The following is a 23,899-nucleotide window of genomic DNA, read 5'->3' on the forward strand; positions in this document are numbered from 1 at the left end:
AAGAAGATCTTCAAATCGCTTCTATCAACATTTTTAACATGACATTTATTTATGACTATTCATACCAAAAACAAAGTTGTCGCAATAGGCGGTGGACATGGTTTAGGCCGTATTTTGGCCGCGTTAAAAGATTTTGGCCATAATGCCACCGGTATTGTGGCGACTACCGACAATGGCGGTTCAACCGGACGTATTCGTCAATGCCAAGGCGGTATTGCTTGGGGCGATACGCGTAATTGTATTAATCAGTTGATCACCGAACCGACCACCAGTTCGATGATGTTTGAATATCGTTTTCGAGGAGCGGGAGAGCTTAACGGACACAATTTAGGTAACTTGATGCTGACCGCGCTGGGTAATCTTTCCATTCGTCCATTAGAAGCGATTAATTTGATCCGTGATATGTTGCAAGTCGAAGTCAATATTGTACCGATGTCGGAACACCCAGCAGATCTCACTGCGTTGTCAGTTTCAGATCAATGGGTGCGGGGGGAAACCAATGTCGATGAAATGTCTGAGTTACTACAACGTTTGTACGTTGAGCCCGAAGTACCGGCTACCGATGAAGGGATCCATGCGATCCAAGCTGCCGACTGTATTATCTTAGGACCTGGCAGTTTTTTAACCAGCATCATGCCGCCATTGTTATTACCCGAAATAGGCAAAGCAATTGCCGAATGTTCACAAGCCAAAGTGGTGTTTATTGATAATCTCGATAATGAATACGGCCCTGCTGGCATGATGACGTTAGAGCAAAAATTAAATTGGTGCCAACGTGCTTGTGGCGGTCGTCAAGTGGATATTTTATTGGGTGAGAACTTTAGTGATGAGTTAAAACTACAATATCAATGTGTTGAAGTAAACTTAGCATCACCTAACCACGAATGGCGACACGACCGTAAAAAACTGCAACAACAAATCGAAAAGATTATTTTGCAGTGACGGATGCCAAGTGATCTTAAGCGGTGCCTGAAAATGGCAATAAAAAGACAGTTTACCTCCATCAGAATAAACTGTCTTTGGCATCCCGCGGTTAACTATTGGTGATAAACTGCGCCCTGAGTTTTTCGATTTCATCGCGTTTATGCGCTGCTTGCTCAAACTCTAAATTTTGTGCATGTTGGTACATCTCATTTTCAAGTTGAGTAATGCGTTTATCAAGCTGTTGGGGCGTCAAGGCTTGGTACTCCGCTGCTTGCTCGGCGACTTTCGATAGCGAAACGACATTGCTGGCTTTTTTACCTTTGCGCGTCCCAACATGACTCAATTCCATAATGTCTTGGATGCTTTTGGTCAATGCTTGTGGCGTGGCACCAATCGATTCATTGTAAGCATGTTGTTTTGCACGACGACGGTCGGTTTCATCTATCGCTTTTTTCATCGATTTGGTTATCGAATCACCGTATAAAATGGCTTTACCTTGCAAGTTACGCGCGGCGCGACCGATAGTTTGGATCAACGACCGCTCAGAACGTAAGAAGCCTTCTTTGTCAGCGTCTAAAATGGCGACTAAAGACACTTCCGGCATATCCAAACCTTCACGCAGTAAGTTAATTCCGACTAACACATCAAACTCACCTAAACGTAAATCACGAATAATTTCGACACGTTCCACCGTATCAATATCTGAATGCAGATAACGCACTTTAATGCCATGCTCGGTTAAGTATTCGGTTAGATCTTCTGCCATCCGTTTGGTTAAGGTGGTGACCAATACCCGCTCATTGACTGCCACTCGTTTGTGTATTTCCGATAATAAATCATCGACTTGAGTGCCGACTGGACGCACTTCAATTTCTGGATCGAGTAATCCGGTTGGCCGCACGACTTGCTCGGCCACATCATCGCCCGATTTATCCAGTTCATATTGACTTGGCGTAGCAGAAACATAAATGGTTTGTGGTGCTAAGGCTTCAAACTCTTCAAAACGTAACGGGCGATTATCCAACGCTGACGGCAAACGAAAACCAAATTCCACCAGCGTTTCTTTACGCGAGCGGTCACCTTTATACATCGCGCCTATTTGCGGCACCGTAACGTGCGATTCATCTATGATCAGCAAGCCATCTTTAGGCAGGTAATCAAATAAGGTTGGTGGCGGCTCACCTTCTTTTCGCCCACTTAAGTAGCGAGAGTAGTTTTCAATTCCGGAACAAAAACCGATTTCATTCATCATTTCAACATCAAACTGAGTTCGCTGAGTAATGCGTTGATCTTCTACCAACTTATTATTTTCACGCAGGTGTTTTTGCCGCTCAACTAACTCAAGCTTGATCTCTTCAATCGCTTCAAGAATTTTTTCTCTTGGGGTCACATAGTGAGTTTTAGGATAAATGGTCGCGCGCGCCATATCCCGTTGCTTGATCGCGCCAGTCAACGGGTCAAAAATACTGATGCATTCCACTTCTTCGTCAAACATTTCAATCCGCACCGCATCATGTTCAGAATCAGCCGGAAACACATCCACCACTTCACCACGGACACGGAAATTACCACGTTCAAACACCATATCATTCCGGGTATATTGCAATTCGGCCAAACGGCGGATGATGTCACGCTGATCCAAGATGTCACCACGACGAATATGCAGCATCATTTTTAAATAAGAATCAGGATCTCCCAAACCATAAATAGCCGAAACCGACGCCACAATAATGGCATCCTTACGTTCAATTAATGATTTGGTGGCAGACAAGCGCATTTGTTCGATATGCGCATTAACCGATGAATCCTTTTCAATAAAAGTGTCGGTGGTTGGAACATAAGCTTCAGGTTGATAATAATCGTAATAAGAAACGAAATACTCAACCGCATTATGAGGAAAAAAAGCTTTCATCTCGCCGTACAATTGCGCGGCTAAGGTTTTATTCGGTGCTAAAATAATGGTCGGTCTTTGCGCGTTGGCAATCACGTTGGCTAAGGTAAAGGTTTTACCCGAGCCCGTAACACCTAATAAGGTTTGATGAGCAAGGCCAGAATCTAGACCATCGGTTAATTGCTCAATAGCAGCAGGTTGGTCACCAGCCGGATTGTAGGCCGATTCCAATTGATATAATTTACTCATAACACTCTCAACTTGGTCATAATGGTTTCGCGCAAAGGTTGCAGGGGTCTACTGTATCCAAACATTTTAAACTTGTGAATCGGTATCGCTGTTTAAAAAATAGCAGCGAATTAAAATAGCGGATGATCTGGTTAGAATCGCATCCAAAACAGCCAATTTAGCGCTAGCGAATTAAATTTAATTCTGTTAATATTCTTGTCCCTCGATTTAGCCACTCGCAACATACCCTCTATTTTTACCCACTGCTTTTCCCCAAAAAAAATCATTTTATCTCATTTTATTAACATTTCTCTTTTCTTTGTTCATTTAATCCACATCAACACTAACTAATTAACTTACTTACAAAGCTATAAAATACAATCAATTAGACCATATTTATTAATTAAACACTTGTTAATAATACAGCGACCAATTAGTTGCTCAGGTTTCATACACACACTTATCCACAAATTTAGTGGATAACTAGCTCTAGCCCTTGCCAGTCAATTGATACAAGAAAGTAAAGCTAAAAAACTTAAAAAAAATCACTTTTTTATTGCTTCGTGGATTGACAGTAAAAACGACTCTCGCTAGAATCCTCCTCGTTGAATAATTCCCTGTTAGTTCAGTTGGTAGAACGGCGGACTGTTAATCCGTATGTCGCAAGTTCAAGTCTTGCACAGGGAGCCAAATTTAAAAAAGGCCGCATATTAATGCGGCCTTTTTGCGTTTTTTTCTCGCTTTAAATCAACTTTATTGCTTTTTCCCGATAAATACTGCCTTAAATGACTAAATACCTATTTTCAGTAGGTTGTTATTAGTGTCACAAATGACGATAATATCGGGATCACTATTAACCTAATGAGATGATATGACCGATTACCTTCTCTTGCTTGTTGGCACCGTCTTAGTCAATAACTTTGTGCTCGTCAAATTCCTCGGCATCTGCCCGTTTATGGGCGTATCAAAGAAATTAGAAACCGCCATTGGCATGGGGCTGGCGACGACGTTTGTTCTCACTCTCGCGTCGGTCTGCTCTTATTTAGTTCAAACCTATATTTTGCGCCCATTAGGGATTGAATACTTACAAACCATGAGCTTTATTTTAGTGATTGCGTTTGTGGTTCAATTTACCGAAATGGTGGTGCATAAAACCAGTCCTACCCTTTATCGTTTATTAGGTATTTTCTTGCCCTTGATCACCACTAACTGTGCGGTTCTGGGCGTTGCTTTGCTTAATATCAATGAAAATCATAACTTTATCGAGTCAATCATCTATGGCTTTGGCGCGGCGGTAGGCTTCTCGCTAGTATTGATTCTATTTGCCTCAATGCGTGAACGTATTGCCGCGGCAGATGTTCCTATGCCATTTAAAGGTGCATCGATTGCGATGATCACCGCAGGTTTAATGTCACTCGCCTTTATGGGCTTTACTGGCTTGGTGAAATAATTCATGAGTACCATCGTTATTGCTGTTGCTGCCATTGCCGCTTTAGCCGCCGTTTTTGGGGTTATTCTGGGCTTTGCCTCTATTCGTTTCAAAGTCGAAGCCGATCCAATCGTCGATCAAATTGATGATATTTTACCGCAAACACAATGTGGTCAATGTGGCTACCCTGGTTGCCGTCCTTACGCGGAAGCGATTGCCAATGGTGATGCTATCACCAAATGCCCACCAGGCGGTCAAGCCGGCATTGAGAAACTGGCAAACTTAATGGGTATTGATGTTCCATCCGATAGCGCCAACATTGAAGAAGCGGTTAAGAAAGTCGCCTTTATTCATGAAGATATGTGCATTGGTTGTACTAAGTGTATTCAAGCTTGCCCAGTCGATGCGATTGTCGGCGGCACGAAAGCAATGCACACGGTGATCAAAAGTGAATGTACTGGCTGCGATCTTTGTGTTGCGCCCTGCCCGACTGACTGTATTGAAATGATCCCAGTTGAAACCACCCCCGATACTTGGAAGTGGACCTTAAACACTATTCCGGTTGTCACTGATTTATCTCCGGCAACCAAAAATGAGACTGCAAACATTGAAGCCTCTGCTGACACTGCATCCAAATCTGAAACCGTGAATTGAAGGAAATAGAATGTCGTCTTTAATTGAACAAATTCGTCACGGTCAACTCTGGGATTTCCCCGGCGGCATTCATCCGCCGGAAAATAAAGATCAATCATCACACACGACTATGGTCTTTCCACAACTGGCCGATGAATTTATCCTGCCATTGAAACAGCACATTGGTCGTCCGGGGGATATCTGCATTAAAGTTGGCGATCATGTCTTACGTGGTCAGCAACTTACTCATGCCAATCTCGCTTTTATGGTGCCAGTGCATGCGCCAACCTCTGGCACCGTTACCGCAATTGAAAAACGCACTATCGCTCACCCATCTGGCTTATCTGATCTGTGCATAATTATTAAACCCGATGGACTCGATACTTGGATTGAAAAACAAGCCACACCAAACTATCAAGATGTCGATCCCGAAGCTCTGATCGAAAAAATCCGCCAGTCGGGTATCTCAGGTATGGGCGGTGCGGGTTTTCCTACCGCTCGTAAGTTGCATACCGGATTAGCAAAAACCAAAATACTCATCATCAATGCCGCAGAGTGCGAACCTTACATCACCGCCGATGACCGCTTAATGCGCGACTTTGCAGAAGAAGTGATCCAAGGCGTTCAGGTGATCCAACATATTCTAAAACCTGAAGTCACCATCATCGGCATTGAAGATAATAAGAAAGAAGCCACCGCCGCACTCGAACTCGCCGCCAAAGAAGTGGATTTAGTGATCCGTGTGATCCCGACCAAATACCCATCTGGTGGCGCTAAACAATTAATCAAGGTATTAACTGGGCGTGAAGTACCTAGCAAAGCGCACTCGGCTGCAGTCGGCGTACTGATGCAAAACGTCGGTACAGCTTTTGCGATTAAACGTGCGATTGTCGATGGCGAGCCTTTAATTGAACGTGTTGTGACCTTAACGGGTGATTCTTTTGCGCAAAAAGGCAATGTATTTACTCGTTTAGGCACGCCAATTTCATCACTATTAGAACAGTTTGGATATAAAGCTGACAAACGTCATCCTCGCCTGATCATCGGCGGTTCATTAATGGGCTTCACCTTACCGCATCCCCATGTGCCGATCACCAAGATCACCAACTGTATTTTAGCGCCAAAACGCAAAGAGTTGGCACCGGCTTCACAAGAAATGGCCTGCATCCGCTGTACTGCTTGTGCCGAAGTGTGCCCAGTGTCATTGCTACCACAACAAATGCAGTGGTATGCCAAAGCACAAGATTACGACAAATGTGAAGAATACCATCTGTCGGATTGCATCGAATGTGGCGCTTGTGCTTATGTTTGCCCAAGTGAGATCCCGTTGGTGCAATATTATCGCCAAGCCAAATCCGAGATCTGGACCCGTAATCAAGAAGCCAAAGAAGCCGAACGCGCTAAACTGCGTTTTGAAGAAAGACAACAACGTCTTGAGCGAGATAAACAAGAGCGTGAAAATCGCTTTAAGCAAGCCGCCGATAAACGCCGTGGTGAAATGAACAAAACTGCCGGTGGTGACGATGCCATCGCCGCCGCGATCGCACGAGTTAAAGCCAATAAAGCCACACTCACGCCAGATACTACAACCGTGAAACCGGCCGTTGCCGCTGCTATTGCGCGCGCTAAAGCCAAACAAGCAGCCGCAGCAAAAGCAGGACAAAGCGAGCCCGATAACAGCGAGATGATGAAGTTGCGTGAAGAACGCAAGCGTGTCGCAAGAGAGAAAAAAGCGCAGCTGCAAGCACAAGCTGAAAGCGAAACTGAAACTGAAACCGACAAACAAGATATCAGCGCGGAACCTGAAGCTAAATCAACCCCTGCACCTGCGCCAAAAAATGCCGCCGTGGCTGCCGCAGTTGCTCGAGCTAAAGCGCGCAAAGCCGAACAACAAGCACAGGCTGACAGCAAATGCGAAACCGACACCGACAACCAAAATATCAGCGTGGAACCTGAAACAAAATCAATCCCTGCACCCGCGCCAAAAAATGCCGCCGTGGCCGCAGCAGTGGCTCGAGCTAAAGCGCGTAAAGCCAAACAGCAGGCACAGGCTGACAGCAAAAGCGAAATCAACAAAGAAATCAACACCGATACTGACACTGACACTGACAAGCAAGATATCAGCGCTGAACCTGAAACAAAATCAACCCCTGCACCTGCGCCAAAAAATGCTGCCGTGGCCGCCGCAGTGGCTCGAGCTAAAGCGCGTAAAGCCGAACAACAGGCGCAGCAACAGGCACAACAGCAAGCACAGCCTGACAGCAAAAGCGACACCGAAGCTGATACTGACACCGACAAACAAAATATCAACATGGAATCTGAAACTAAATCAATGTCTGCACCCGCGCCAAAAAATGCTGCCGTGGCCGCTGCAGTTGCTCGAGCCAAAGCGCGCAAAGCCGAACAACAGGCGCAGCAACAGGCACAACAACAAGCACAGCCTGAAAGTCACTCAGAGAGCCAAGATGCGGGAGCGGAGAAACTCACCACACAAACAGAGCAATCTGATGCCTTAGCAGAAAAAACACAACCAACATCTGATTTATCGCTTGATGATCTGTTCGATATACCGGTCTTTATTGGCAAAAATAAACAGGAGAAGAAATAGTGGCGTTTTTTATTACCAGCTCACCGCACGTTCATGTCAAACGCAATACCTCCAACATTATGATGTGGGTAGCTTTATGTTTACTGCCTGGTATTGGCGCACAAACCTATTTCTTCGGTTACGGTGTATTAATTCAAGTTGTATATGCAGTCTTATTAGCTTGGTTTTTTGAAGCTGCGGTCATGCTGCTAAGAAAACGCTCACCTTTAACCGCATTAAAAGATAATAGTGCTATGGTGACCGGCATGCTACTTGCGGTTTCGATACCGCCACTCTCTCCTTGGTGGCTAATGGCAATTGGTTTGTTTTTTGCCATTGTGATCGGTAAACATTTATACGGCGGTATTGGACAAAACCTCTTTAATCCTGCAATGGTCGCGTATGTGGTACTACTGATTTCATTCCCAGTACAAATGACCAGTTGGTTAGCGCCAGAGGTGGTCACTAGCTTGCATTTGCACTTCTCTGATTGCGTCAAATTAATTTTTAGCGGCTATAACGGCGATGGTTTATCTCTATTACAAGTGCGAACCGGTATTGATGGTGTCACTATGGCAACCCCACTGGACACGTTCAAAACATCCATTCGTGCTGGGCATACTGCCAGTGAGATCATGCAACAAGCCCCTTACAGTGGTTTACTTGGCATAGGCTGGCAATGGGTTAATATTGCATTCTTATTTGGTGGTGCAGTGTTATTAAAAATGCGCATTATCCAATGGCAAATACCCACTGCAATGCTGCTAAGCTTATTCGTGATGAGTGTCTTAACCAGTTTATTTGATCCAGGAATGACGGCCTCGCCAGCACTGCAATTGTTATCTGGTGCAACGATGCTAGGGGCATTCTTTATTGCGACCGATCCTATTACGGCCTCCACCACCACCAAGGGACGTTTGTACTATGGCGGCATGATTGGTGTAGTGGTGTTTTTAATTCGTTCTTGGGGCGGTTTCCCTGATGGCGTTGCATTTGCCATCTTACTGGCCAATATGTCGGTACCGTTAATTGATTACTACACCAAGCCCCGTACTTACGGCCATACAAGGTAAAATATTATGCTTAATGCCATGAAGAAAAATGGGGCCATTTTGGCGGTATTTGCCATTGCTTCCACCGCGTTAGTCGCGGTTACCAATTGGGTCACGGCAGACACCATTACCCATCAACAACAAATGCAATTGCAAAAGACACTCAATCAAGTGATCCCACGCAGTATGCACGATAAGCCTCTGTTTTCATCGTGCATGTTATTGCCGTCGCAAACCAGTGTCACCACCAAACCTATGCCGGCCTATTTAGCCACCAAAGATGGCAAACCGACCGCGATTGCAATTGAATCTTATGCCCCAGATGGTTATAACGGCGCGATCAAAATCATCGTCGGCATGGATATGGACGGTGTGATCACCAGTTCGCGAGTGCTAGAACATAATGAAACCCCTGGCTTAGGCGATAAAATTGAAGTGCGAAAAAGTAAGTGGATTTTCAGCTTCGATCATAAAACCGTCACCGATGAAAATAAAGCGGAATGGGCAGTACGTAAAGATGGCGGGCAGTTTGACCAATTTACCGGTGCTACCATTACTCCGCGCGCCGTGATCAAAGCTATTAAGAAAACCGTTATTTACTTTAAGCAAAATAAAGCCACTATTCTTAATCAACCATTAAATTGTGAGGGATAACATGTCTAGTCTCGACACCGATTTAGCTCAAGATATAACGCCATCGTCTGATATTTCAGATCTAGAAGCAGCCGATCAAGTCGCGTCTGAAATGTCTGTTTCTGAGCAAAAACAATTAATGAAGAATGGGCTATGGGATAACAACCCAGCTTTAGTACAACTGCTTGGTTTGTGCCCGTTGTTAGCGGTATCGTCCACCGTCACCAATGCTTTAGGTTTAGGTCTCGCCACTATGCTAGTGCTGATTTGTACTAATACCATCATCTCTTTAGTGCGAAATTACGTGCCCAAAGAAGTGCGTATCCCTATCTTTGTGATGATCATTTCTGCAGTCGTTACCTGTGTGCAATTATTGATGAGCGCTTACGCGTATGGTTTGTATCTCTCACTTGGTATTTTCATTCCTTTGATCGTGACCAACTGTGTGATCATCGGTCGCGCTGAAGCTTATGCCTCAAAAAATAATGTTAAAAATGCTGCGCTCGATGGCTTTTGGATGGGACTTGGCATGTTGGCCGTTCTCACTTTATTGGGTGCATTGCGTGAAATTATCGGTAAAGGCACATTATTTGATGGCGCTGATTTACTGCTGGGCAATTGGGCTTCTGTGCTGCGTATTGAGTTATTCCATATTGATAGCAGTTTCTTACTTGCACTCTTGCCACCAGGTGCGTTTATTGGCGTCGGTTTTTTAATTGCCCTTAAACAGGTGATTGATAGCAATATCGCCAAGCGCAAACCGAAACAAGAGAAGCCAACCATTGCTCGTGCTCGCGTGACTAAAGTTTGATGATAAGCGTAATGGCTAATAACTAATGGCTAATGAACCGTGTCATTGAAAATCACTCATTTAACTGATAAAAATGCGTGAATTGGTCATAAATAAATAGTTTAATAGGCAATGTATGAATAATGAAAAACGCAAGATCATACTGGAGCGGTTGCGAGAAAATAACCCTAACCCGCAAACCGAACTTAACTGGTCATCGCCCTTTGAGCTATTAATTGCAGTTTTACTTTCAGCTCAAGCCACCGATGTCAGTGTCAATAAAGCCACCGACAAACTCTACCCTATCGCCAATACTCCAGAAGCGATTTACGCCCTGGGTGTCGAAGGCTTAAAGCAATACATCAAAACCATTGGCTTATTTAATTCTAAAGCTGAAAATACGATTAAAACTTGTAAAATGTTGATTGAACTGCATAACAGCCAAGTACCTGAAGATCGCACCGCCTTAGAAGCACTGCCGGGTGTGGGCCGAAAAACCGCTAACGTGGTCCTTAATACCGCATTTGGTTGGCCGACGATCGCGGTTGATACTCATATTTATCGTGTATCAAATCGCACTAAACTCGCGATGGGAAAAACCGTTGATGATGTCGAACAAAAGTTATTAAAAGTGATCCCTACTGAGTTTAAACTCGATGTTCATCATTGGTTAATCTTACATGGGCGCTATACCTGCATCGCTCGTAAACCAAGATGCGGTAGCTGTATAATTGAAGACTTATGCGAGTTCAAAGATAAAACCGAACTATAGACAATCAATATAGCCGTTTATTCAAGAATCATTATTAAAATAAGGAACATACAATGTCGAATGGAAGAGTGCTACACACTATGGTACGCGTGGGCGACTTAGATAAATCTATCGCATTTTATACCGACGTGCTTGGTATGGATTTACTACGTAAAAATGACAATACCGAATATAAATACAGCTTAGCCTTTGTCGGTTACGGCGATGAATCCCAAGGCGCGGTGATTGAGCTCACTTATAACTGGGATACTTCAGAATACGATCTTGGGACGGGTTATGGTCATATCGCATTAGGCTTTGATGATATTTACAGTGCTTGTGATGCCATTAAAGCGGCCGGTGGTCAAGTGACTCGTGAGCCTGGTCCAGTCAAAGGCGGCAGCACACATATTGCTTTTGTAAAAGACCCTGATGGCTACATGATTGAATTAATTCAAACCAGCCAAATGAGCGCCGGATTAGAAGGTTAAATTTAGCTTAGTTTGCTATGTTAACATCACGATTTAAAGAGCCTTTTGTGGCTCTTTTTTATGCTTGTTTTCCGGTGGACCTTTCACTTCCTCCAGTCTTGAAAATTGAAAAATGGATGAAGTTCAGATGCTAATCTGCAATAATACTGGGCTAATTCACGGATCAGAAAACCAATGACTGACAAAAATGACGCTTTGACACTAAAAAGTCGCTTTCGTGGCTATTTTCCTGTTGTTATCGATGTAGAAACAGCCGGATTTAACTCAAAAACTGATGCGCTGCTCGAAATTTGTGCCGTCACTTTAGCCATGGACGATAACGGGGATCTTTACCCAGCTTCAACCATTCAATTTAATGTTGAGCCTTTTGAAGGGGCTAACCTTGAAAAAGAAGCGTTAGAGTTCACCGGCATACGCGATCCTTACAGCCCATTACGTGGCGCAGTAAGTGAAGCAGAAGCACTTAAAGAAATATTTAAGCTCGTCCGAAAAGAACAAAAAGCAGCAAACTGTGGTCGTGCGATCATGGTTGCGCATAATGCCACTTTCGATCTGAACTTCGTGATGGCGGCGGCTGAGCGAAGCAAATTAAAACGGATCCCATTCCACCCTTTTGCCACCTTTGATACTGCGGCATTAAGCGGACTGGCCTACGGACAAACCGTATTGGCAAAAGCTTGCATTGCGGCAGGAATGGAGTTTGATAATAAAGCGGCTCATTCAGCCCTTTATGATACTAAAGTGACTGCTGATCTTTTTTGTAAAATCGTCAATAAATGGAAAGCTTTAGGTGGTTGGCCGCTTGAAGCAAGCGAATAATCAATCGAAAATGAATCTGCTGATCATTGAATCGACCCAATAATTAAAACTAGAGAGCACTATGAACCCTGTTGTTATTTCCGTTTGCTTAATGCTAGTACTGTCGTTACTGCGCGTTAATGTTGTTATTGCACTAACGCTTAGTGCCATTACTGGGGGCTTACTGGCTCACCTTTCCCTTGACCAAACCGTTGCCGCTTTCCAAGCTGGCCTCGGCGATGGCGCTGAAATTGCTCTAAGTTACGCCCTACTTGGTGCGTTTGCTGTAGCGTTAGCCCAAACTGGTATTACCGATTTACTGTCCAATGCGGTGATCAAACGTGTGCATGGTGAAACCAATCAAAAAGCGTCTGCCATTTTAAAATATGCCATCCTTTCAAGCTTATTGATCTTAGCGGTCTCATCACAAAATATCATTCCAGTCCATATTGCTTTTATTCCGATTATTGTTCCACCGCTACTGTCTGCGTTAAATAAAATGAATATTGACCGCCGTATGATTGCCTGTGTGATCACCTTTGGTTTGGTCACACCTTATATGATTTTGCCGATTGGTTTTGGTGGCATTTTCTTAAACGATATTTTATTACCTGCGTTAGTCAATAATGGCTTAACCAGCGCTACCGCAAGCCAAATTCCTGCGGCGATGTTTATTCCAGCGTGTGGCATGATTTTTGGTTTATTAGTGAGTATCTTTATTACTTACCGTAAGCCTCGTCAATACGAGGAAGTCGCCACAACACCTGAATCACTACAACAAGTAGGCATTGATAAAAAAGCGGTCGTCATTGCAGTCGTCAGTATCGTGGCCACTTTATCTGCTCAGCTTTATTCTGGTTCGATGATTGTTGGCGCGTTAGTCGGTTTCATTATTTTATCATTTGGGAAGCCTTTCCAAACCAGCCAGGATAGTTTTACTCGCGGTGTACAAATGATGGCGATGATTGGTTTTATCATGATCTCTGCCAATGGTTTTGCCAGCGTAATGAAAGCCACAGGCGGTGTTGAGACCTTAGTCGGGTTCTTGCAACACAGCATGAGTGGCCATCAAGGTATTGCCGCATTCGCGATGTTAATCGTTGGTTTGTTGATCACGATGGGGATTGGTTCGTCGTTCTCAACCATTCCTATTATTGCCACTATCTATGTTCCTTTGGCATTGTCATTTGGTTTTTCACCAGCGGCAACCATTGCACTAGTCGGTACCGCTGCGGCGCTAGGTGATGCGGGGTCTCCAGCTTCAGATTCGACCTTGGGGCCAACCTCTGGTTTAAATGCCGATGGACAACATGATCATATCAAGGATTCTGTGATCCCAACCTTCTTGCATTACAACTTGCCATTAATTGCCTTTGGTTGGATTGCCGCGATGGTGCTGTGATTTTTCATTATTGTTAAATCCCAAAAGCCACCATCAAATATAAAAAAACCGCTTACTGATCTTTCGTCAGTAAGCGGTTTTTTGTTCAGCAAGATAAACGACAGCGATTATTCTTCGCTAGCAGGCGCGCGTGCGGCAGCTTCTGTGATCAATGTTTGTAATTCGCCTTTTTGGAACATCTCGATGATGATGTCACAACCACCGACTAACTCACCTTCAATCCACAATTGTGGGAAGGTAGGCCATTGTGCATAGCTTGGTAGTTCAGCACGAATATCAGGGTTTTGCAGAATATCAACGTAAGCAAATTTCTCGCCACAATTCATTAGAGCTTGAGACGCTTGAGATGAGAAACCACAGCTTGGTAGCTTAGGTGAGCCTTTCATGTAGAGCAAAATTGTGTTTTCAGAAATTTGTTGTTTGATTTTATCGATAGTTTCCATTGTATTCTCACTCGCTTATTCTAGGTTTGTGCGGACATTCTACTTCTATATGCACTCAAATAAAAAGCCATTATTTATAAGGGTATTCTAAATGCAGCTTTATCGCTCGATTTTTTTACATTTAACGCCAGTTCTTAACATTTTTTCATACACAACACTGTTAATAAAGTTAAAAGTTGCTAAGATACCTAGAGTTGAACAAATGGCTTAAGAATAATAATTGAAAGCTGCTTATCAATTGTAAATAGTTGAATTAATAAGCGTAAAGCCTCTTTCTTATATACACGGAGATTTAAGCAATGGCATTTGAATTACCAGCACTACCTTTCGCAAAAGACGCACTAGAACCACATATCTCAGCTGAAACTCTAGATTTTCACCACGGTAAGCACCACAACACTTACGTTGTTAAGCTAAATGGTTTAGTTCCTGGTACTGAGTTTGAAGGCAAATCACTAGAAGAAATCATCAAAACTTCAACTGGTGGTGTATTCAATAACGCAGCACAAATCTGGAACCACACCTTCTACTGGAACTGCCTAGCACCAAATGCAGGTGGCGAACCAACAGGCGCTGTCGGTGAAGCAATCAAACAAGCTTTTGGTTCTTTCGAAGAATTCAAAGCTAAATTTACTGATTCTGCAATCAACAACTTCGGTTCTTCTTGGACTTGGCTTGTTAAGAATGCCGACGGTTCTCTGGCTATCGTCAACACATCAAATGCAGCCACTCCGCTGACTGATGAAGGTGTAACACCACTTCTAACGGTTGATCTATGGGAACATGCATACTACATCGATTTCCGTAACGTTCGTCCTGATTACATGGCGGCTTTCTGGGCGCTAGTAAACTGGGACTTCGTGGAAGCTAACCTAATCAAATAAGACCGCTTGTGCTGCTGGTCAGCACAACATGAAAAGTCTCTTCAAAAAGATCAGCTTAGCTGGTCTTTTTTTATTTCTGCCTACCGCCCCTACTTTTATCACTGAGTAATAAGTTAGTTACATCGTTTCAGTGCATAAATAAGAGATCGCCGACAAGACAATTGTTCATTTATCTACCATGCTTAAGTGCTACCTGTTAGATAGGGAGGAAGTTTTGTCCCTCTAAAAAAGTCAAAAATAAACTTAGTGAGTAGCAAAACCCTCCCATAAACTCATTTGATACCCATGAGGTGTGCTATGAATATTTATAATTCTGTTGTCGTGATCACGTCAGCAGGCTCTCATCTAGGTCAAACGTTAGCGCAGCATTTCCTCTCTTTACATGCCAACGTGATCTTAGTCGATGATAACGAAGCCGCACTTAATCGTACCTTGCAACAATGTCAGCCAACGTCATCCGCCCTGTTAACTTACCTTTTAGATGACCATAGTTTTGAAAGTGTGCAACCCTTGTTTTCTTCCATCAATAAGCATTTTGATCAAGGTATTGATGTGTTGATCAACCTTTATCCTTCACTGCCTGCGCCATCTTTAATGGATGAAACCAATTTTGATCACTACAGCGGTCAAATGTCGTCACTGGCAAGTACGATGCTGTGCTTTAGTAAGTTGGCGGCCAAACAAATGCTACACAATCAAAAGAAAGGTGTGATCGTGAATTTGTCGTCTCAAGATGCCGAAAATAGCTCTGATCATAACTCGGCCTCATTGATTTCAAATTTCACCCAAAGTTGGTCGAAGGAATTACAACCATTTAATATTCGAGTTGGCGGGATCTTGCCACCTCCACCGCATGGTCGAACCAACAATTGGGCGCGTAATCGAGATGAATTGATCCGCAACACTGAATATATTGTTGAAAACGATTCCTTTAATGGCCGTGTGCTCGATTGCCATTAATGATCGTTCAAAATTGAGTACAGAGAAAAGTATCAAAGGCCATGAATGGTCTTTTCTCAAGCTACCAAGGACGGATCAGCGTCTTTTCGGCGTATTCAAATTGATCAAATATTAAATAGAATTGGTATAAAATTCCCCTTAGGTTCAAATCATAGGCATAAAAAAACCTCAGCAAAATGATGAGGTTTTTTATGACAGTTCATTTGCGATTAGCTTATTGCTAACCGCTTAGAATGAATCAGATTATTTTTTCTTCGCTGATTTCTTAGCGACTGGAGCTGGCTCTTCGGTTTTCTTAATAACGGTAGTCCCTTCGAAAGTTTCGCCTTCGATGTATGCTTTTCCGTAGTAAGTTGCGATTAGCACTTCTTTAAGCTCTGTGATCAATGGGTAGCGCGGGTTAGCACCAGTACATTGGTCATCAAACGCATCAACCGCTAGTTCATCAAGTTTAGCTAGGAAGTCCGCTTCTGGAACGCCTGCTGCTTGAATTGACATAGGAATATCAAGTTGAACTTTAACTTCGTCTAACCATGTTAATAGACGTTCAATTTTCTGTGCTGTACGGTCACCCGGTTGGCTTAGACCTAAATGGTCAGCAACTTCTGCGTAACGACTGCGTGATTTAGGACGGTCGTATTGAGAAAATGCTGCTTGCTTAGTTGGGTTGTCGTTGGCATTGAAACGGATCACGTTTGAAATCATCAGTGCGTTAGCAAGACCGTGTGGGATGTGGAACTCAGCGCCAATTTTGTGAGCAATTGAGTGACATGCACCAAGGAATGCGTTAGCAAATGACATACCTGCGATTGTCGCCGCATTGTGTACTTTTTCACGAGCGATTGGGTCTGCTGCGCCATTTTGGTAGCTAGATGGCAAGTATTCTTTAAGCATTTTAAGCGCTTGAAGAGCATGGCCGTCTGAGTATTCATTCGCAAGAACTGATACATAAGCTTCCAATGCGTGAGTGATCGCATCGTAACCACCAAAGGCAGTTAGCGACTTAGGCATGTTCATAACCAAGTTAGCATCAACAATCGCCATGTTTGGTGTTAGTTCGTAATCTGCTAATGGGTATTTTGCGCCCGTTTTATCGTCGGTTACAACGGCAAACGGTGTTACTTCAGAACCGGTACCAGACGTGGTTGTGATACAAACTAACTCTGCTTTTTTACCCATTTTAGGGAATTTGTAAATACGTTTACGGATATCCATAAAGCGCATTGCCAATTCTTGGAAATCAGTTTCTGGATGCTCGTACATTACCCACATGATTTTCGCTGCATCCATTGGCGAACCGCCACCTAGAGCAAGGATCACATCTGGTTGGAAGCTTTGCATTGCTGCTGCGCCTTTTTCAACAACAGAAAGCGTTGGATCCGCTTCTACGTCGAAGAAAGTTTGAACTTCAATACCTTGGGCTTTCAATAAACGAACGACTTCGTCTGCATAACCGTTGTTGAATAAGAAACGGTCAGTTACTAGGAATGCGCGTTTTTTATCTTCTAAATCCGTTAGTGCGATTGGAAGACTACCACGACGGAAGTAAATAGATTTTGGAAGTTTGTGCCACAACATATTCTCTGCTCGCTTAGCTACCGTTTTCTTGTTGATAAGGTGCTTAGGACCCACGTTTTCTGAGATAGAGTTACCACCCCATGAACCACAACCTAAAGTCAATGATGGTGCAACGTTAAAGTTGTACAAATCACCGATACCACCGTGAGTGGTTGGGATGTTGATAAGAATACGAGCGGTTTTCATTTTATCGCCAAAGTAGCGAATACGATCTTTGTTCGTATCTTGGTCTGTGTATAAGCCAGAAGTATGACCGATACCACCAATTTCAACCATAGTGATTGCTTGGTCTACGGCATTTTCAAAAGAAGACGCGCGGAACATACCTAATGTTGGAGACAGTTTTTCGTGTGCAAATTCGTCATCGTAGCTGACTACGCCACCTTCACCGATAAGGATCTTGGTGTTTGAAGGAACAGTAATACCCGCCATTTCAGCAATTTTAGTCGCAGGTTGACCTACGATATCAGCGTTCAAGTTACCGTTAATCAATAAGATTTTACGTACTTTATCTGCTTCTGATTTAGAGAGAACATAACCACAGTGAGCGGCAAAACGTTCTTTCACTTCGTCATAGACTTCATCCATAACAATGATAGCTTGCTCTGAAGCACACACTACGCCGTTATCGAATGTTTTTGACATAAGAACAGAAGCGACTGCACGTTTGATATCTGCAGTTTCATCGATAACAACAGGAACGTTACCTGCGCCAACACCGATAGCGGGTTTACCTGAAGAGTAAGCCGCTTTAACCATACCTGGACCACCAGTGGCAAGGATAAGGTTGATGCCATCGTGCTTCATTAGTGCATTTGATAATTCAACCGATGGTTGGTCGATCCAACCGATGATGTCTTTTGGCGCGCCAGCAGCAATTGCCGCATCTAGCACGATTTTAGCTGCATCGTTCGTTGAGTTTTTGGCACGTGGGTGTGGCGAGAAGATGATGGCGTTACGTGTTTTCAATGCGATAAGTGATTTAAAGATCGCAGTAGACGTTGGGTTAGTGGTTGGAACGATACCACAGATGATACCGACTGGTTCTGCGATAGTCATGGTGCCGAACTCTTCGTTCTCTTCTAATACACCACACGTTTTTTCGTCTTTATATTTGTTGTAAATGAATTCTGAAGCAAAGTGGTTTTTGATTACTTTATCTTCAATGATACCCATACCCGATTCTGCTACCGCTTGTTGCGCTAGAGGGATACGAGCTTGGTTAGCTGCCAAAGATGCTGCACGGAAGATTTTGTCTACTTGCTCTTGTGAGAAAGTGGCATATTCCTTTTGTGCCGCTTGAACACGTGCAACTAGCGCATCAAGTTCAGCTAAATTCGTTACAGACATAGTGGATCTCCTAAGATTTAAAAATTATTTAGTAAGCTAACCAGATTATTAACCTCGTATAAAACAATACGATAGTAAAATGGAACTCTTAGTAAATTGCTTTCGAAACTGAGTATAAGCCTTCATTAAATTAAAATATTGACTTAGATCAGTTATTGAATCCAATTTACCTCCAAAGCAGTACATACTGAAAAAATAAAAACATAACACGTTGAATTAAAACAACTTACAATTATTTTTTAACGTGAAATAAATTAATAAAAAGCGCTAATTCATCATAAACACACTAAAATAAAGGCTAAAAAAGCATCTTATTTATCATACAAAAATAAATTCTTCGTGCTACATCTAGTATACCTAAATCAATGTAACATGTAACACTTTAGTAATAGCTTTCATACCAAACTCATTCTTTTTTACTCATAGTTGGTAACCTAGACCTTAACCATAATAGAATATTGAAAAAATCCTATTTAAGCCTCGAATTAATAATGAATTTGTCTTACATTATGCCACTTCCATATCGCATTATTCCCACTAACAATCGCTTATGGAACCCCCTCTATTATTTTATGTGAGATGACACCTTATGGGCTCGATTGAACTTGCCATTTACTTCCAATTTTTCTTTGGCTTAGTCGCTGCGGTGAACCCGATTGGCATCATGCCAGTATTTGTTTCGCTCTCCACTCACATGACGCAGGAAGAAAAAAATAAAACCGCCGCAACCGCCAATTTCGCGGTAGCGGTGATCTTGATTGTATCCCTTCTTTTTGGTCAAGTGCTGCTTAATCTATTTAGTATTTCTCTCGATTCTTTTCGAGTTGCGGGCGGCATGTTACTGCTAAGCATCGCTTTCTCAATGATGAGTGGTAAGCTAGGGGAAGATAAGCAAAACAAACAAGAACGAAATGAGTTTATTAGTCGTGAGCAAATTGGCGTTGTGCCACTTGCGATGCCGTTAATGGCCGGCCCTGGTGCGATCAGCTCCACCATAGTGTACGGTGCTCGCTACCCAACCATGATTGATATTTTCGGCATTATTGCCACTATCATTGTGTTCTGCTTTTGTTCTTGGCTGCTGTTTCGATCTGCCCCGATTATTGTTCGCGTGTTGGGACAAACCGGAATTAACGTTGTCACTCGTATTATGGGCTTGATCTTAGCGTCACTCGGGGTCGAATTTATTGCCACGGGACTCGGCAGTTTGTTCCCAGGCTTAATGTAGTCGCCAACACCATACCTGAATGGCGATAATTGCACGAAAATAGTTAAGTAACTGAACGGAAAGGACCCGTTATGCAAGAGCAAGAAAAAGATCAACCAGAAGGCTTGAAACATAAGCTTTATGTGATCATCTTCGGCACCCACACCACTGCGGGTCGCCGCTTTGACATCATGCTTATTGTGGCGATTATTTGCTCATTGATTATTTTGATCTTAGATTCAGTCCCTTCCTTTGTGGCAAAGTGGCACTATGAATTCGATCTTTTAGAATACTTGTTTACTGCGATTTTCACGCTTGAATACCTGCTGCGCCTATATTGCTCTCCCAAGCCCAAAGCCTATGCGAAAAGCTTTTATGGCATCATAGATTTACTCGCTATTTTGCCCACCTACTTGGCCTTCTTTTTCCCTGCCGCCAGTTTTATTGGCATTATCCGACTATTACGTGTGATGCGGATTTTCCGTATTCTTAAACTAGTTCGATTCTTACAAGATTCGAATTTATTAGTGCGTACTCTGGTTACTTCACAACGAAAAATCTTAATATTTTTCAGCGCTGTGGCAATTTTAGTCACTATCTTTGGCGCATTAATGTATGTGATTGAAGGGCCTGAAAATGGCTTTACCAGTATTCCGCGCGGAATTTATTGGGCAATCATTACTATCACCACCGTAGGCTATGGCGATGTGGTACCACAAACACCATTAGGACAAGCAGTGGCCGCCCTCACCATGTTATTGGGTTATTCAATTTTGGCCGTGCCGACTGGAATTATTACCGCAGAATTAAATCAAGAAATGAAAGCGCATCGTAGCTTAGTACTGTGTCCAAATTGTACTAAGAGTGGCCATGAGACTGACGCGCTGTTTTGTAAGCATTGTGGCAGCGAGCTTGCCGATCCCGATAAACGAGTGGTTCCGGTCAAAAAACCGTAATCTTATCACTTACGTCTCATAAACTAACTGAACTAATACCAATTCCAAAAATTTAATGATCGTTCAAAATTGATCAAACATTAAATGGAATAGGTATAACTAAACGACATAAGCCACATAAAAAAATACCGCCTCAAATTGAATGCTTGAGGCGGTATTTTTATTTACGTGTCGTGAGATCTGATTACTTCTCAGCTAAGATAATACGCAGAGTACGACGTAGTGGTTCTGCCGCGCCCCAAAGCAATTGGTCACCAACCGTGAAGGCATTTAAGAACGTATCACCCATTTCCATTTTACGCAAACGACCAACCGGCACTGAAAGCGTACCCGTAACTTTGGCAGGTGAAAGCTCTTGCGCGGTGATCTCTTTCTCATTCGGGATCACTTTAACCCAATCATTATGGGTGGCGATGATTTCTTCAATCTCATCCATCGGCACATTCTGCTTAAGCTTAATAGTTAACGCTTGAGAGTGACAACGCATCGCACCAATACGCACACAAGTGCCATCAATTGGTACTGAATCTGCGCCTTGCAGGCCAAGGATCTTGTTGGTTTCCACCGTAGCTTTCCACTCTTCTTTACTTTGACCATTTTCGCGTTTGACATCAATCCACGGGATCAATGAACCGGCCAAAGGCGCACCAAACTCACTGGTAGGGTAAGCACTTGAACGAATCGTTTCGGCCACTTTACGGTCAATATCTAAGATAGAACTGGCAGGGTCTGCCATTTCAGCACTCACCGATTGGTTAATCACGCCCATTTGCGCAATAAGTTCACGCATATTTTTCGCGCCAGCGCCCGATGCCGCTTGATAGGTCATCGCGCTCATCCATTCGATCATGCCTTTCTCGTACAGGCCACCTAGGCCCATTAGCATTAGGCTCACCGTACAGTTGCCACCCACAAAGGTGTTAGTCCCTGCATGCAACCCTTGTTGAATTTGGGTTAAGTTAACCGGATCCAAAGTAATGATGGCATCATCTTTCATACGCAATGTAGAAGCCGCATCGATCCAATACCCTTTCCAACCCGCTTGACGCAGTGCTGGATAGACTTTTTCCGTATAACCACCACCTTGACAGGTAATGATGGCATCTAATTGTTTTAAGCTTTCAATATCAAAAGCATCTTGTAGCATGCCAGCATCCTTGCCTAAGAAAGGGGCAGGAATGCCTACTTGCGATGTGGTATAGAACACAGGTTCGATGAGGTCAAAATCCTTTTCCTCAACCATGCGTTGCATCAGTACAGAACCCACCATGCCACGCCAACCAACTAAACCCACTTTCATCATGTTCATCTCTCCCTGATATTTATAAATTATGACTATACCCGCCTTATTGAACCTGCCTTTATATTGGCTAAGTTCGATAATTTTGGGTATAAAGCTTGTCTTAATCGAGCAACCCGAATCAACAAGCTTAAAATACAGTTATTACTATCTCATTGCTCAACACATTCTTCAAACAACAATTTCAGATAAAACCAATCACACTACCTCGACCAGCATAAATGCGATTGATTTAACTAAATAGTTTTATCAAACATGTGTTGAGAACACTCAATACCAATTAAGAATTTCTCACTAACTGATCTTTCAAGTTTGGTGGAATGCCTTTAATAGTTAACGTATCGGTTTCTGGATCATAAAAAACCCTTTCACCCAATAACATGGCATCAAAATTTATCGACAAACCGCCACCCGCACCCACATATTTGGCCAACTTACGAATAGTTGAACGGTCAACGGGGAAGCTATCTTCTAATTCATAACCTTGCTTTTGAGTAAACTCTTGAAAGTTATCATCATGTCCTGCGCCAGAAAGCTCACCAGATAATTCACGGATCTCCAGTTCATCACCCGCTTTTAATTGCTCATTACAGTAATCATGCACTTGTTTGCGGTATGCCACGGTTTCATCTTTATTGAGTTGTGAATCGGCGCAGTAATCGTCTACCGCTTGCATCAACACTAAATTTTGTTTCTTGGTATCAAGCCCGACTTCAGCTTGCAAAAAGTCTAAGAAGAAGTCAGCCACTTTGCGCCCCACTCGACCTTTAATATAGGTGAGGTAGCGATTAGATTCTGGGTCAGTTTCATAGCGCGACAGATCAATACGAACCGCGATGTCCATTTTATTGATATCAAGGTAGTCAGTCCCTGAAATATCCAGATCATCATCCACTTTTAAACTTTGATTCGATGGCAGCAAGGCGATAAACAAATATTCAGTCGCTAGTGACTGATATTGCGCCATCACCAATACCCCTTCTTCGGCAAAAGGATATTTCTCTAATTCTGTTTTTAAACGCTCAGCAGATTGTGAGGAAAACTCATAAAAATTTGATTCACCTTGGCGAAATTGCTTCATCCAATATTGGAATTCGCTTTCTTCTTTGTAAGTGCCAAAGCCTTTGCCGCCTTTGGCATTAAAGGTGCGATGAAGTTCTGCGACTAATTGTTCTGAAACGGCATCATTAGACAAAGCGGTGTTACGCAAGTTAACAACAAGCTCATCTTGATCATTTTTTGTCAATTTGTGCAGTATAACGTTGGAAATATTTAAGCTCATGATAAATTAGTTTCAAGTTGATGTTTCAGTTGTGAGGTAGACTAGGGTATCATAAGCCGCTTTTACTATCATTAACCGAATCAGGAACCAAATAGACACTTATGCCTATTAATTCAAAATACAGCGACAAACAAATCGAACAAATCTTGGCTGAAATTGCAGCGGTACTCGATAAGCACCAAGCGAGCTCGGATCTTAGTTTGATGATTGCTGGTAACATTGTGACAAACATTTTAAATTCCGATGTACCGCGTGCACAGCGTAAACTCATTGCAGACAAATTTTCTCAAGCTCTTTTATCATCAATTGATGCCTAAATTGCCTTTTAAC

The 23,899-nt window shown here is 43.0% G+C and carries 21 protein-coding genes and 1 tRNA gene; 17 read left to right on the plus strand and 5 right to left on the minus strand.

Features of this window, described 5'->3' with window-relative positions; translation table 11 throughout:
* The first annotated feature begins 51 nt into the window (after positions 1-51).
* Positions 52-942, plus strand: a complete 891-nt coding sequence (yvcK, locus tag HC723_RS00155) for a uridine diphosphate-N-acetylglucosamine-binding protein YvcK (protein WP_190337832.1) — start codon at positions 52-54, stop codon at positions 940-942.
* A 91-nt stretch (positions 943-1,033) separates the two neighbouring features.
* On the opposite strand, the gene uvrB is transcribed toward yvcK, so the two are convergent.
* Positions 1,034-3,064, minus strand: a complete 2,031-nt coding sequence (gene uvrB / locus HC723_RS00160; protein WP_190337833.1) for an excinuclease ABC subunit UvrB — start codon at positions 3,062-3,064, stop codon at positions 1,034-1,036.
* Positions 3,065-3,657: 593 nt separating this feature from the next.
* Here uvrB and HC723_RS00165 point away from each other — a divergent pair.
* The 11 genes from HC723_RS00165 to HC723_RS00215 all read left to right on the plus strand — a co-directional run bounded on the left by HC723_RS00165 (position 3,658) and on the right by HC723_RS00215 (position 13,609).
* Positions 3,658-3,733, plus strand: a tRNA-Asn gene (locus HC723_RS00165).
* A 181-nt stretch (positions 3,734-3,914) separates the two neighbouring features.
* Positions 3,915-4,493: an electron transport complex subunit RsxA gene (rsxA, locus tag HC723_RS00170; protein WP_153446750.1), complete on the plus strand. Its 579-nt coding sequence runs from the start codon at positions 3,915-3,917 to the stop codon at positions 4,491-4,493.
* A gap of 3 nt (positions 4,494-4,496) precedes the next feature.
* Positions 4,497-5,126 carry an electron transport complex subunit RsxB gene (rsxB, locus tag HC723_RS00175; protein ID WP_190337834.1) on the plus strand — a complete coding sequence of 210 codons (630 nt, stop codon included), beginning with the start codon at positions 4,497-4,499 and terminating at the stop codon, positions 5,124-5,126.
* Between the two features lie 10 nt (positions 5,127-5,136).
* The gene (rsxC, locus tag HC723_RS00180; RefSeq protein ID WP_190337835.1) at positions 5,137-7,713 is read left to right on the plus strand and encodes an electron transport complex subunit RsxC; all 2,577 of its coding nucleotides are present in this window, start codon (positions 5,137-5,139) and stop codon (positions 7,711-7,713) included.
* The gene (gene rsxD / locus HC723_RS00185; protein WP_190337836.1) at positions 7,713-8,765 is read left to right on the plus strand and encodes an electron transport complex subunit RsxD; all 1,053 of its coding nucleotides are present in this window, start codon (positions 7,713-7,715) and stop codon (positions 8,763-8,765) included. Before rsxC ends, rsxD begins: the two co-directional genes overlap by 1 nt.
* A 6-nt stretch (positions 8,766-8,771) precedes the next feature.
* A complete protein-coding gene (rsxG, locus tag HC723_RS00190) occupies positions 8,772-9,398 on the plus strand; it encodes an electron transport complex subunit RsxG (protein ID WP_190337837.1) in 627 nt (208 codons plus the stop codon).
* A gap of 91 nt (positions 9,399-9,489) precedes the next feature.
* A complete protein-coding gene (locus tag HC723_RS00195) occupies positions 9,490-10,188 on the plus strand; it encodes an electron transport complex subunit E (protein ID WP_190337971.1) in 699 nt (232 codons plus the stop codon).
* A 115-nt stretch (positions 10,189-10,303) separates the two neighbouring features.
* Positions 10,304-10,939: an endonuclease III gene (gene nth, locus HC723_RS00200; protein ID WP_153446742.1), complete on the plus strand. Its 636-nt coding sequence runs from the start codon at positions 10,304-10,306 to the stop codon at positions 10,937-10,939.
* A gap of 53 nt (positions 10,940-10,992) precedes the next feature.
* Positions 10,993-11,409: a lactoylglutathione lyase gene (gene gloA / locus HC723_RS00205; protein WP_153446740.1), complete on the plus strand. Its 417-nt coding sequence runs from the start codon at positions 10,993-10,995 to the stop codon at positions 11,407-11,409.
* A 174-nt stretch (positions 11,410-11,583) separates the two neighbouring features.
* A complete protein-coding gene (gene rnt / locus HC723_RS00210) occupies positions 11,584-12,228 on the plus strand; it encodes a ribonuclease T (protein ID WP_153446738.1) in 645 nt (214 codons plus the stop codon).
* A 61-nt stretch (positions 12,229-12,289) separates the two neighbouring features.
* Positions 12,290-13,609 carry a Na+/H+ antiporter family protein gene (locus HC723_RS00215; RefSeq protein ID WP_153446736.1) on the plus strand — a complete coding sequence of 440 codons (1,320 nt, stop codon included), beginning with the start codon at positions 12,290-12,292 and terminating at the stop codon, positions 13,607-13,609.
* A 107-nt stretch (positions 13,610-13,716) separates the two neighbouring features.
* Here the strand turns inward: HC723_RS00215 and HC723_RS00220 are convergent, their stop codons facing one another.
* A complete protein-coding gene (locus tag HC723_RS00220) occupies positions 13,717-14,052 on the minus strand; it encodes a Grx4 family monothiol glutaredoxin (RefSeq protein WP_153446734.1) in 336 nt (111 codons plus the stop codon).
* Positions 14,053-14,351: 299 nt separating this feature from the next.
* On the opposite strand from HC723_RS00220, the gene sodB reads away from it, so the two are divergent.
* On the plus strand, positions 14,352-14,936 hold the full coding sequence (gene sodB / locus HC723_RS00225) for a superoxide dismutase [Fe] (RefSeq protein ID WP_153446732.1): 585 nt from the start codon (positions 14,352-14,354) through the stop codon (positions 14,934-14,936).
* 297 nt (positions 14,937-15,233) lie between these two features.
* Positions 15,234-15,896 carry an SDR family oxidoreductase gene (locus HC723_RS00230; RefSeq protein ID WP_190337838.1) on the plus strand — a complete coding sequence of 221 codons (663 nt, stop codon included), beginning with the start codon at positions 15,234-15,236 and terminating at the stop codon, positions 15,894-15,896.
* Positions 15,897-16,139: 243 nt separating this feature from the next.
* On the opposite strand, the gene adhE is transcribed toward HC723_RS00230, so the two are convergent.
* Positions 16,140-18,824, minus strand: coding sequence for a bifunctional acetaldehyde-CoA/alcohol dehydrogenase (gene adhE / locus HC723_RS00235; protein ID WP_190337839.1), 2,685 nt, complete (start codon positions 18,822-18,824; stop codon positions 16,140-16,142).
* 589 nt (positions 18,825-19,413) lie between these two features.
* On the opposite strand from adhE, the gene HC723_RS00240 reads away from it, so the two are divergent.
* Positions 19,414-20,052: a YchE family NAAT transporter gene (locus HC723_RS00240; RefSeq protein WP_190337840.1), complete on the plus strand. Its 639-nt coding sequence runs from the start codon at positions 19,414-19,416 to the stop codon at positions 20,050-20,052.
* Between the two features lie 71 nt (positions 20,053-20,123).
* Positions 20,124-20,987, plus strand: a complete 864-nt coding sequence (locus tag HC723_RS00245; protein ID WP_190337841.1) for an ion transporter — start codon at positions 20,124-20,126, stop codon at positions 20,985-20,987.
* Between the two features lie 184 nt (positions 20,988-21,171).
* Here HC723_RS00245 and asd read toward each other — a convergent pair whose 3' ends face one another.
* Both asd and yejK read right to left on the minus strand, forming a co-directional pair.
* A complete protein-coding gene (gene asd, locus HC723_RS00250) occupies positions 21,172-22,287 on the minus strand; it encodes an aspartate-semialdehyde dehydrogenase (RefSeq protein ID WP_153448140.1) in 1,116 nt (371 codons plus the stop codon).
* Between the two features lie 280 nt (positions 22,288-22,567).
* Positions 22,568-23,569 carry a nucleoid-associated protein YejK gene (gene yejK / locus HC723_RS00255; protein WP_153446724.1) on the minus strand — a complete coding sequence of 334 codons (1,002 nt, stop codon included), beginning with the start codon at positions 23,567-23,569 and terminating at the stop codon, positions 22,568-22,570.
* A 101-nt stretch (positions 23,570-23,670) separates the two neighbouring features.
* Between yejK and HC723_RS00260 the strand changes: the two genes are divergently transcribed.
* Positions 23,671-23,886, plus strand: a complete 216-nt coding sequence (locus HC723_RS00260) for a YejL family protein (RefSeq protein ID WP_153446722.1) — start codon at positions 23,671-23,673, stop codon at positions 23,884-23,886.
* Positions 23,887-23,899: the final 13 nt, after the last annotated feature.

It is taken from the genome of Vibrio sp. S11_S32, assembly GCF_014694465.1.
Lineage (GTDB): Bacteria > Pseudomonadota > Gammaproteobacteria > Enterobacterales > Vibrionaceae > Vibrio > Vibrio algicola.